Source organism: Rhizobium sp. BK289, from assembly GCF_014193575.1.
GTDB lineage: Bacteria > Pseudomonadota > Alphaproteobacteria > Rhizobiales > Rhizobiaceae > Rhizobium > Rhizobium tropici_C.
Genome location: NZ_JACHZO010000033.1, coordinates 1 through 11,448, shown reverse-complemented (window position 1 = coordinate 11,448; position 11,448 = coordinate 1). Strand labels below are relative to the sequence as shown.

General features: G+C 60.2%; 10 protein-coding genes and 1 tRNA gene. 5 read left to right on the top strand and 6 right to left on the bottom strand.

The features are described from left to right. Positions 1 to 142: 142 nt before the first annotated feature. Positions 143 to 433: a hypothetical protein gene (locus FHT84_RS31040; protein WP_285166238.1), complete on the bottom strand. Its 291-nt coding sequence runs from the start codon at positions 431 to 433 to the stop codon at positions 143 to 145. Between the two features lie 250 nt (positions 434 to 683). Here FHT84_RS31040 and FHT84_RS31035 point away from each other — a divergent pair, with 250 nt between their 5' ends. Then, the gene (locus FHT84_RS31035; protein ID WP_183765857.1) at positions 684 to 2,291 is read left to right on the top strand and encodes an inorganic phosphate transporter; all 1,608 of its coding nucleotides are present in this window, start codon (positions 684 to 686) and stop codon (positions 2,289 to 2,291) included. A 109-nt stretch (positions 2,292 to 2,400) separates the two neighbouring features. On the opposite strand, the gene FHT84_RS31030 is transcribed toward FHT84_RS31035, so the two are convergent. The 4 genes from FHT84_RS31030 to FHT84_RS31015 form a co-directional block, all read right to left on the bottom strand. Beyond that, positions 2,401 to 2,850, bottom strand: coding sequence for a MucR family transcriptional regulator (locus FHT84_RS31030; protein WP_183765854.1), 450 nt, complete (start codon positions 2,848 to 2,850; stop codon positions 2,401 to 2,403). Between the two features lie 149 nt (positions 2,851 to 2,999). After that, a complete protein-coding gene (locus FHT84_RS31025; protein WP_183765851.1) occupies positions 3,000 to 3,845 on the bottom strand; it encodes an EAL domain-containing protein in 846 nt (281 codons plus the stop codon). 334 nt (positions 3,846 to 4,179) lie between these two features. Then, on the bottom strand, positions 4,180 to 5,016 hold the full coding sequence (locus FHT84_RS31020) for a TIM barrel protein (protein ID WP_285166240.1): 837 nt from the start codon (positions 5,014 to 5,016) through the stop codon (positions 4,180 to 4,182). 226 nt (positions 5,017 to 5,242) lie between these two features. Then, positions 5,243 to 7,120, bottom strand: coding sequence for an adenine deaminase C-terminal domain-containing protein (locus tag FHT84_RS31015; RefSeq protein ID WP_183765848.1), 1,878 nt, complete (start codon positions 7,118 to 7,120; stop codon positions 5,243 to 5,245). Positions 7,121 to 7,429: 309 nt separating this feature from the next. Here FHT84_RS31015 and FHT84_RS31010 point away from each other — a divergent pair, with 309 nt between their 5' ends. The 4 genes from FHT84_RS31010 to FHT84_RS30995 are packed head-to-tail and all read left to right on the top strand — an operon-like array spanning position 7,430 to position 11,155. Then, a complete protein-coding gene (locus FHT84_RS31010) occupies positions 7,430 to 8,428 on the top strand; it encodes an ABC transporter substrate-binding protein (RefSeq protein WP_246698685.1) in 999 nt (332 codons plus the stop codon). A 46-nt stretch (positions 8,429 to 8,474) separates the two neighbouring features. Beyond that, positions 8,475 to 9,299, top strand: a complete 825-nt coding sequence (locus tag FHT84_RS31005) for an ABC transporter permease (RefSeq protein WP_112401148.1) — start codon at positions 8,475 to 8,477, stop codon at positions 9,297 to 9,299. Then, positions 9,299 to 10,090: an ABC transporter permease gene (locus FHT84_RS31000; protein WP_183765859.1), complete on the top strand. Its 792-nt coding sequence runs from the start codon at positions 9,299 to 9,301 to the stop codon at positions 10,088 to 10,090. Before FHT84_RS31005 ends, FHT84_RS31000 begins: the two co-directional genes overlap by 1 nt. 6 nt (positions 10,091 to 10,096) lie before the next feature. Next, positions 10,097 to 11,155: an ABC transporter ATP-binding protein gene (locus tag FHT84_RS30995; protein ID WP_169643945.1), complete on the top strand. Its 1,059-nt coding sequence runs from the start codon at positions 10,097 to 10,099 to the stop codon at positions 11,153 to 11,155. A gap of 202 nt (positions 11,156 to 11,357) precedes the next feature. Here FHT84_RS30995 and FHT84_RS30990 read toward each other — a convergent pair. After that, a tRNA-Met gene (locus FHT84_RS30990) sits at positions 11,358 to 11,434 on the bottom strand. Positions 11,435 to 11,448: the final 14 nt, after the last annotated feature.

Below are 11,448 nucleotides of genomic sequence, written 5' to 3'. Positions count from 1 at the left end.
GGCCACCCCAGCGGTTCAAGCAGGAGGTCTCTCAACTACCGTGTAGAACTCGTCCAGTCCTCCACCGTAGGTGGAGGTTTATTTATCGATATAAGGAAACACCGCCGCGAAACACGACGGTGTTTGTCATCTCACAGCCTGATCACCAGTAGCCTCGCCGATCGCGCCAGCCGTAGTCATCGCGCCAGTGGCGACGATGGCCATGCCAGCCCCATGGCGGCGGCGGTGGCGGTCTGTAGTAACCCCAACGCCGCGGCGGCGGGCCCCAGCGGTTCGGGCGGCATTCGCCCCAACGCGTCAGGTGCCAACCACGACCGCAGGCATAATCCACTTTCACAACCGGCACGGAGGCCGTTGTCCCAACGGCTGGGATAGGCATTGCCTCTGCCGAAGATACAACCAGACTGCCGAGCAAGGCAGCGATGGTAATCACGGACGATCTCATTTTGATGGCCCTCTATCCAAGTCCCTTACATGCAGGATTTAACCCCCAGACGTATGAACGACGGCTGAACCGAAAAAGGCCTTTTGGAGGCAAAATCAAGACGGCAGGTCGGAGCCATATGTCCGTAAAGAGCGCCTGCCTTCCACTGATACGGCTGCCATCCGCCCTCTCGCGCGTCACGAGAGTTTCATGAACGAGGCTTACACCGAGGATATCAATGGCCATAAAGGAGTTTGGGATGGTCGACCTCGCTTCAACCACTTCCGAGGGTGGCAACGCCAATCACCCCATTCACGGCGCCGGGGCCTCGGCAAAATGGTTTCTGCCGCTCTTCGGTCTGGTCGTGCTCGGCGGCCTCGCCTATGTCGGCTATGCCCTCGGCAGCGACCTTGCCGATGCGGCCGCCGTTCCGTGGATTCTGCTCGGTCTGGCGCTTTTGATCGCGCTTGGCTTCGAATTCGTCAACGGCTTCCACGATACGGCCAATGCCGTTGCCACGGTCATCTACACCCGCTCGCTGCCGGCTGAATTCGCCGTCATCTGGTCCGGCTTCTTCAACTTCCTCGGTGTTCTCACTTCGTCGGGCGCGGTCGCCTTCGGCATTCTGGCGCTGCTGCCGGTCGAGCTCATCCTGCAGGTCGGCTCCGGCTCCGGCCTCGCCATGGTCTTCGCGCTTCTGACCGCTGCCATTATCTGGAATCTCGGCACCTGGTATCTCGGCCTGCCGGCATCGAGCTCGCACACGCTTGTCGGTTCCATCATCGGCGTCGGTCTCGCCAACCAGTTCCTGGCACCCGCCGGCTCCGCTACCAGCGGCGTCGACTGGTCACAGGCAAGCAACGTCGGCATGTCGCTGCTGCTGTCGCCGATCGTCGGCTTCGGCGCGGCCGCTTTGCTGCTGCTGGTCGCCAAGGTGCTGATCCGCAACAAGGAACTCTATGAGGCGCCAAAGGGCAATGCGCCACCGCCGGTCTGGATCCGCGGCCTGCTGATCTTCACCTGCACCGGCGTCAGCTTCGCTCATGGTTCCAACGACGGCCAGAAGGGCATGGGTCTGATCATGCTCATTCTCATCGGCCTCGTACCGACTGCCTTCGCGCTGAACCGTACGCCCGATGTCAATTATCTCGAAGCTTACAAGGCTGCCTCGACGCAGGTCGAGACCGTACTCGGCAAGTATGTGAAACCAGGCGTTGCCGTGCCGGCGGATCCGAAGGCTGCAGTCAGCAACGCCGTCAAGAGCAAGACCTGGACGGACGCGACGACTCCGGCGCTCCAGGCCTATATCCACGCCACCAGCGCCGAGATATCAGCTTATCCGAGCGTCGAGAAGCTGCCGAACGGCCTCGTTGGCAACGTTCGTAACGATATCTACCTGATCGGTGAATCGCTGAAGCTTATCGACAAGCAGAAGCTGCTGCCGATGAGCGCCGACGACCTCAAAGCCGTGACCAGCTACCACGCCGCCGTCGATCATGCGACCAAGTTCATTCCGCTCTGGGTGAAGGTCGCCGTCGCGCTCGCGCTCGGCCTCGGCACCATGGTCGGCTGGAAGCGGATCGTCGTCACCGTCGGCGAAAAGATCGGCAAGACGCATCTGACCTATGGCCAGGGTGCTGCCGCCGAAGTCGTTGCCATGCTGACGATCGGCGCGGCCGACCATCTCGGCCTTCCGGTTTCCACCACCCACGTCCTGTCCTCCGGCGTTGCCGGCACCATGGCGGCGAACGGTTCCGGTCTGCAATGGTCGACCGTGCGCAACATGCTGATGGCCTGGATCCTGACGCTGCCCGCCTCGATCGCGCTGGCCTTCGTGCTGTTCATCGTGCTGCGTCAGGTCTTCTGACCTACCGTGTCGGCCGATACGCCGATTTCGCGATCCGGCCTCCATATCCGAAAGCGATGGCGCCCTTTCCGGGCGCCATTCTTCTTGCGGCGACTGACTGCAACAAGCCCTACCGCACGCTTTCCTTCTTGTTGCCATTGGCGCCGAGGCCGGACAGTTTCGCCAGCTCCGAACGGCGGTTCGCATAGTTCTGCGCAACCATCGGATAATTGGGTGCCAATCCCCATTTCTGGCGATACTCTTCCGGCGTCATCCCATAATGCACGCGCAAGTGACGCTTCAGCGTTTTGAATCGCTTGCCGTCTTCAAGGCAGACGATGTAGTCGTTCGTCACCGATTTCTTCAAATCCACCGCCGGCACCAGATTGGCACGGCCGACAGTCGTGCTGCCTGCATCCAAGGCTTGCAGCGCTTCGTGGACATCCTTGATCAGCCTGGGAAGGCTGTGAAGCGGAACCGCGTTGTGGCTGACATAGGCCGAAACAATCTTGACGCAGCTGTCGAACAGAGGGCGCGGCTGCGGCTGGGCGGGCACTTTTCTCTCGCTAAAAGAATCCATGATCTTTTCCCGAATTTCATCTGGTTCCTCGCGCGCCGCCCCGCCCGAATTGCATCATGCGCGACGCCCGCTGCCGGACATCCCGCCGTTTCAAATTGCGCCGTCTTTCAGGCGCTCGAATCCCGGTCAGCGAAGGGCCGGTTGCTTCATCACGGCGACACCCGCGAAGGCGACCTTGCTGCCATGCCTGGCGGGATAATGGCGGCAATACTCATCCCACCCCCCGCAAAATGGCCTTCCCCGCGGCGAAGCTGCGCCAACGAAACCGGCTGCGACAGGAAGAAGCCTTGCGCATGCGTTGCACCAGCCTCCCGCGCAGCGTCAAGCTGCGAGCTCGTTTCGATGCCTTCAACGACGACGAAGGGCGCAAAGCAGGCGGCAAAGCCGACAAGATGGGAAAGACTGTCGCTTCCGTCGCGACCGCGCCTGTTGTCCCGTACGAAGGCGGCGTCGACCTTGACGATATCGGCGGCTACCGGCAACAGCGACGCCGGCGTGGCAAAGCCGGATCCGAAATCGTCTATCGCGATGCGGCAGCCAAGAGCGCGGATCATCTTCATGCGCTCTATGGAGGCGCCGATGACCGGATAGCCTTCCGTGATCTCGACAATGAGTCGTGGGGCAAGCTCCGGTTTGCGGCTGATGCGGCCGAAGACATCGGAAAACCGATCGGAGCGGGACAGGCTAGCCGCATTCAGATTGACCCCGAGCACCAGCCTTTCATCCTCTGCCAAAGCAGAGAGCACCATATCAAGAATACGCAGATCAAGATCGAACCAGCGATCCTGCCGCTCGAGGAAGGAGACAAATGTACCGGCGGTGTGCACCGTGCCGTCCGCATCGGTAACGCGCGCGAGGCTTTCCGCATAGAAGACTTCGCCGGCATTTGCGACGTCATGGACCCATTGCGCGGCAAAACCCAGGCCACCTTCGGCGATCGCCTTCAAAATCAGGGCTCTATGTCCCTCCTCTCCGAGGCTCGGACTATCCTTCATCGCGTAGCCCTTCGCAGGGGAGCCGGCTGTGGCCGGAACTTCGGAAACAGGAAGCGACGGCCGGCAACAGCGCGCGTGACCCCGAAGCGTCGGATTTCTGGTGTCTAAAATCCGTCTTTTCCATCTTCCAGACACCCACAAACCCCATGTCACCGAGGTCCCCTTCATCGAGCTGGAAACGTTGCACCGATCGTAATCAACCCGGCGCCGTGCGGCGACAAGCTATTATTTAACTATTTCTAATATATTAATTAGCGAGCCGCGGCAAAGTCAACTGCTGCAGCGCCTTCTTATATGAAACTAAGCTAAAATATTAGTAAACTTCAACAACTATTCACCGCGGCGTCTGGAACCACCATCCATTATGCTGCGCGGATTGCACAGCTAAATCCAGGGGCGGCAAATCCGGATGCCACAGTCTTTCCCACTCCAGACTCATGACACCAGTATAATCGTCCGCGGCAAGCACCGCGCGCAGTGCAGCCATGGGAAACTCACCCTCGCCCGGCAGAACATAACGATACGGCAGCCTCGGCCCCGGCTTGGAGATACTGTCCTTCACATGAAGATGCTGTGTATTGTTGCGAACCTGCTTCCAGGTCTCGACGGGATCCTGCCCACCCTTGCGCCAGGTGTGATGTGTGTCCCAAAGGAGCACGCAATCGGGCGCCATTTCAAGGAACCGGGGAATGGCATCGGTCAGCGCGAGGAAATCGTGCGTCTCGATGATGATATCGGCGCGGAACCCTTCACGCCTGGCCGTCTCCTTCCACCATTGCAACGTCGACAGCGCTTCCGCCATTTCGCCGTCATCACCGGTTTCGCCGCCATCGAAAACCCGCAGTGACCGGACGCCGGCGGCCTCCGCCCAGGGAAGATAGCGCAGGAACTCCTCCTTCGCCTGCGATGTCGCGCCGACAAGACGCAGCGAGGTATTGAAAGCGCATACGCTAACAGGAGAGGCCTGCAGCACTTTGGCCAGGCCGGACGGAGAACCGAACCTTTCGGTGAAATAAGCAGAAAGATCGATCGTGCCGCCAAGAGCACGGATTTCGATAGCATCCAGACCATGGCGTGCCGCCAAGCCGAGCGCTTCATCCAATTCGAATTCCGCGCATCCCAGCGTGGAAAACGCCGACACGATCCGCGGCGCATCGTTGTCAACGGCCACCACAGTTTTCTCCTCCGTCTGGTTTCCCGACAGCGCCGCCTACGTGCGTCAACGGTTATCCTCGTCCTCTCGCATGGTCGCACCGCGCCACAAGTAACCAAATGGATAATTAAGGAGCATGCTCAAGCCGTCAAGGCTCGATCGAACTGCAACCTGGCGAGATAAGGTGATTCGTTTAAGCGGCGGCTTGAGCGCGGATATTCTTATTAAGGAAAGTGGATATTGCTCACCAAACGATGGGATGGGTTTCACCGGTCGCGACATTGACGAAACCCTCCGGCGCCCTTTCGGAGGGAGCAACCAAAACCCAGCGCCAGGGCGCACAGGTAAGCGTCGCGAAGGAAAGCCGCTCGGGAAAGCCCGGCCACCACCGCGGCGAGAAGGTCGGCTCGTACATCCAGTCGATCTCGGCGCCGGCCTTATAGAGCGCCTGCATCTCCGCATCCAGTTCCTCGGCCGAGCGCGCCGTCATCAGGCCGCCGACTTCGTAACGGACACGGGCGACGACCTTTCCGCCCGAAACCAGCACCCAGCCACCCTCCTGTTCCTTTAGCGCGTTTGCGACCATGGCCATGGCTTCATCGGAGGAACCCACGACCCAGATATTGTGCTTATCGTGACCGAGCGTCGAGCCGAGCGCGGTATTCGGCGTGCGCGGGCCCGTGCCCAGCCAGAACATGCGCGCGACCTTTGCTTCGCCGGAAAAACGGTCGACGATCGCGAATTTCGTGACGTTACGATCATGATCGCGCTGCACGGCGCCATCGCGGACCGGCAGATCCATGGTGATGAAATCATCTGCCCAATGGAACGGCCGCAGCAATGCAGCCTTGGCCGTGACCCCATCCGATGGGGCGGCGATGCGAAAATCTTCTGCCGTAACGACCCGATCAAGGCGCACCGTCCGCGTCGCCCAATCCGGCCAATCGATCTCCGGCCGGACGCCGATGAAAGTCTTGCCTTCGGATGCGGGCCTGCCATCGGCCCAGACCTTAGCGATCGATAGCGTCTTCACGTCATCCAGCAGCACGATATCGGCAAAACGGCCGGGCGCAATCGAGCCGACCCATGGCGTCAGCCGCATGTGGCGGGCGGGATTGATCGTCACGCATTGAATGGCGATTTCGGGTGCCAATCCATTCTCGATCGCAAGGCGGACATTATAATCCGTCGCACCGATCTTCAGCGTATCGCTGGCGCTGCGATCATCGGTAACGAAGGCGATCTGTGACCAGTCGGACAGGCCTTTCTCGATCAAGCCCTTGATCACCTCGGGCAGGGAATGCGGACGGAGTTCGATGAAGAGGCCATGCGTCAGCTTTTCCCAGATCTCGTCGAGAAACCAGCCTTCATGATCGGAGGCCAGGCCGGCGCCGGCAAAGGCATTGATCGACGCCAGATCGCGCAGGCCCGCGCCATGGCCTTCGACGACGCCGCGCTGTTCGAAGGTGGCGCGGATCATGCCCCAGAGACGATCATAAGCCGGATTCTCGGGATTACTGACGGAAGGCCAGTCCATGACCTCATCGAGACCGGCCACCATCAGGCTTTCACTCAGAAACGATTTCTGCTCGTCATAGCCGAAGTGACCGCCGCCCCATTCGTAAGCCGTCGGCGGCACGGCCGATCCCGGCAAGGGAAATATCTTCATCGGCGAGCCGCGGCGGCGTGCTTCCAGCCAGAATTCCAGATTGCGGGCGCCGTTCACATTGGAAAATTCATGGCTCGCCTCACAAGTCCAGGTGACGCCATGCGGCATGACCAAAGCCGCTTCCCATTCCGGCGTAAGATGCGAGCTTTCAATATGCTTATGCGCTTCGCCGAAACCGGGAACGGCGGCGAGATGCGGTTCGTGCACACGCTCGCTCGCTTCCCCCTGATAACTGCCGGCCGGGCCGACATAGGCGATGCGCCGGCCCTTGATGACGATTTCCTGATCATCCAGCCAGCTGCGGCTATGCACATCCAAGAGCTTGCCGACACACAGCAGGCGATCCGCCGGCCGGCGGCCGAGCGCGGTCAGCGTCAGATCCTGACGGATCCGCACTTCATCCGCCGCGTTGACGAGCAGGTCGTCGGGAAGATTTGTGTTCGGGGATGTCATGAGACGCATGCCTGCCAGTGAAATCGATCAGCCGAGGGTAGAGATGAGGGACGAGCCTGTAAAGCCGACCGGTTGACCCAAGGAAGCCCAATGATCTCAGGCACTTCAATAATCCAGCACTGCATCATGACGCCACAGGTATTCATCCTATGAAAAGCAAAAACCCGCAACCCTGCCCATTTGTTGGGCTTGTAAAGCCGGTGCTCGAAAAATAGTATCCTGCAAGCTTGAAACATATGTCCGATTTCATTGACCAAAAGGATTTCGAGAATGAAAGGCCTCTCCCTTGCCCGCGTCGCGGGATTTGCCATGCTTACAGCAGCGGCCGCCAATCCGGCCTTTGCCCAGGCAAAGACGCTGACTGTTTCCTGGTGGGGCTATAATGGCGAAAAGATGAAGGCCAACATCATCGAGCCCTTCAAGAAGATCTGCGGCTGCGAGGTCGTCTTTGAAACTGGCAACAATGCCGACCGCCTCAACAAGCTGAAACTGCGCGGGGGCAAGGGCGTCGACGTCATCTATCTCACAGATAGTTATTCGCAGCTCGGCATACAGCAGGGTCTCTTCCAGGAAGTCGACCGCAGCAAGCTCCCCAACCTTGCCGATCTCTACGATATCGCCAAGGCACCGCAGGGCAATTACGGCCCCGCTTACACGATCGGCCGCATCGGTATCGTCTACGATACGGCGAAGCTGAACCCGCCGATTACCTCCTGGAACGATCTCTGGCGCGACGACCTGAAGGGCGCCATTTCGCTGCCGGGCATCACCACGACAGGCGGACCGCTGACGGTGCTCCAAGCCGGCAAGCATGCCGGCGCCGATCCGTACGCCGATGCTGACAAGGCCTTCGAAGCCATCGAGGCGCTGAAGCCGAACGTCGTCAAGAACTACAATACCGGCTCCGAACTGGTGAACCTGATCTCGACGGGTGAGGCCAAGGTGGCGATCACGCAGGATTTTGTTCTGTCATCGTTGCGATCAGCCGTTCCGACGATGGCCTGGGCCGATCTGAAGGAGGGCGATATCGCTGTCCTCAACACGGTCAATATTCCAAAGGGCTCGGAAAACGTCGAGCTCGCGCACCAGTTCATCAACTTCATCCTGTCGAAGGACGTGCAGCAGGCGGAAGCCGAACAGGGCGTCGACGCTCCGGTCTCAACCAAGGTGGTGCTGCCGGCGGAAAAGGCCAAGCTCTGGACCTACGGTGCCGAGATGATCGCCAAGCTTAGCCGCATCGACTATCAGAAGCTGATCGAGGCGCAGTCGGACTGGGTCGATCGCTGGAACGAGATCTTCGGCATGTAACAGGGCATGCCGTACACGCATGCGGCGTTCTCACGGAATTCGGTTGATGAAGCATTTGATGAAATGGGGTTTGGCGACGCCGGCGATCGTGGCCGTAACGCTCTTCCTGCTCGTTCCCGTTGTCATTACGATTGCAGCGACCTTCGGCGAACCCAAGGGGGTGTTCTCCCCCTATGTCGCCTTCTTTTCCAGCGGCTTTCGCCGCACCGTGCTTTTCAGGACGATCGAAGTGGCGCTGATCACGACAGCGATCTCGCTGTTTATCGGCTTCATCGCCGCCTATGTGATCGCGCAGATGCCGGGCCGCGCCAAAAGCGTGATGATCATCGCCGCCGTCTTTCCGTTGCTGACCGGCGTCGTCGTACGCTCCTTCGCCTGGCTGATCATTCTCGGTAAGAACGGCATTCTCAACACAATATTGCTGTCGATCGGCGTCATCAGCGAACCGCTCTCGATGCTTTACACCGAGGGTTCGGTAATCGTCGCGATGGTCTATCTCTTCGTGCCCTTGATGATCCTGACCCTCGTCGGCGTGCTTGAAGGCATACCGCAGGATCTCATCCAGGCGGCGACGTCGCTCGGTGCTACGCCGGCCGCAACCTTCCGCCAGGTCATCCTGCCGCTGGCAACGCCGGGCCTGATCGTCGGCGCCGTGCTGGTTTTCACCGGCAGTTTCACCTCCTACGCCACGCCGCAGCTGCTCGGCGGCGAAAAGCAGATGATGATGGGCACCTTCCTTTATCAGCGCGCCATGGTCACCTTCGATTGGGTCGGCGCCTCGACGATCGCCGCCATCATGGTGGTCGTCACGATCGGAATTGTCGCGATCATGAGCCGTCTCGCACGACGGCTGAACCCGATGGCTGTGTGATCATGACAAGAACGGTCCATCCCGCACTCATCGCTTTCACGGCCCTCGTCTTCCTGTTCCTGCTGGTGCCGCTCGTCATCATCATCGGCGCCGCCTTCAGCGACACGACCTATCTCACCTTCCCGCCGCAGGGCCTGACGTTGCACTGGTTTTCGAACATCTTTCAGATCGAGGCCTTCCGCACGACGGCGATCACCAGCCTGGAGCTTGCCTTCCTCGGAACGGCACTTTCGCTGCTGCTCGGCATTCCAGCGGCCTATGCCATCAGCCGTTACAGGGTCGAACTACCGCGCTGGCTTTCAACCCTCTTCGTCCTGCCGATCCTCGTTCCGGAAATCGTCTTCGGCTTCTCGCTGATGAAATCGATCACGATCGGGCTAGGGCTGCCGATCTTCCCGAGTCTCCTGATCGGCCATGCGCTGCTGGTGCTGCCCTATTCGGTGCGCGTCGTCAGCGCCAGTCTCGCAAGTTTCGATTTCTCCATCGAGGAGGCGGCGATCAGCCTCGGTTGCCCCCCTTTGAAGACCTTCATGACCGTGGTGCTGCCAAATATCCGCGCCGGCGTCATTGCCGCTTTCATCCTCGCCTTCATCACCTCGATCAACGATGTCTCGGTCTCGGTCTTCCTGACCGGCCCGGGCATCTCCACCCTTCCGATCCAGATTCTCGCCCATATGGAGCAGTTCTTCGACCCGACCATCGCCTCGGTTTCCGTGCTGCTGATGCTCGTCACCGTCGCCGTCATGGCGATCGTCGAAGCGACCTTGGGTCTCACCTTCCTGACAAAGTAGCCGCCCGTGACCGTATCGCTCTCCATCAACTCCATCAGCGCCCATTACGGCAAGACGGCCGTCTTGCAGGATCTTTCGCTTTCGGTCGCGGCGGGCGAACTCGTTTCGCTACTCGGCTCGAGCGGCTGCGGCAAGACGACGACCTTGCGGCTGGTCGCCGGCTTCCTGCAGCCGACGAGCGGCACGATCAAGCTCGGCGACCGCGATCTGACGACGCTGCCGGCGCATGCCAGGGATATCGGCCTGGTGTTCCAGAACTACGCGCTGTTTCCACATCTGACGGTACTCGAGAACGTCGCCTTCGGCCTCAAGCAGCGCCGCATGCCGACGAAGGAGCGCCTCATAAAAGCCAGCGCCATGCTGGACCGCGTCGGCCTTTCCAGCCTCGGTGACCGCCTGCCCGGCGCCCTTTCCGGCGGCCAGAAGCAGCGCGTCGCGCTCGCTCGCGCCCTCGTCATCGAGCCGCCACTCCTCATGTTCGACGAGCCGCTCTCCAATCTCGATGCGAAGCTCCGGGTCGACATGCGCGTGGAAATCCGCCAGCTGCAGCGCGCCAACGGCACGACCTCGCTTTATGTGACGCATGATCAGGAAGAAGCCTTCTCGATCTCCGATCGCGTCGCCATCATGAATGCCGGGCGCATCATGCAGCTCGATACACCCGAGACCCTCTACCGCAAGCCTGCCAACAGCTTCGTCGCCCGCTTCGTCGGCTTCGAAAACCTGCTGCCGTTGAGGGTCGTCGAGCGGACAGGTACACTGGTGACGGCGGAGGCTGCAGGGGGCGCAAGGATCACTCTGTCGCAGGAAGATTTCGGGCCGATCCCGAACAATTTTGTCCTCGGCTGCCGCGCGGACGGGCTTTCCGTTCGACGCGAAGGCGACGGCCTGCCGGCGGTTCTGGGAACACGCACCTATCTCGGCCGCGCCTATCAGTATCAATGCGAAACAGCGGCCGGTACTATCGTCGCCAATGGCGTCCTATCGGAGCCGATGGCTGCCGGAAGCAGCGCGATGCTCGTGCCGGTGCCGGAGCAATGCTGTATTCTGAAGCCTGAAGGGTAAGGGCACGCGGCGCTAGGATTGGGATTTGCGCTTATGCTTTGGGCCAGCGATTGTTTAGTGCTTGGGGAGGTTATTGTTTTGTTAGGCGGCTTTGTATTGTGGAGCGTGGTTTGGTTAGGCTTTTTTCTGGGGGCTGATTGGTTGGATGCTTTCGGCGTTGGCAGAACGCAAAAAGCCCGCTTGAGCGGGCTTTTTTTATAATTGGTTGCGGGGGCAGGATTTGAACCTGCGGCCTTCAGGTTATGAGCCTGACGAGCTACCGGGCTGCTCCACCCCGCGTCACCAGCGTAAAC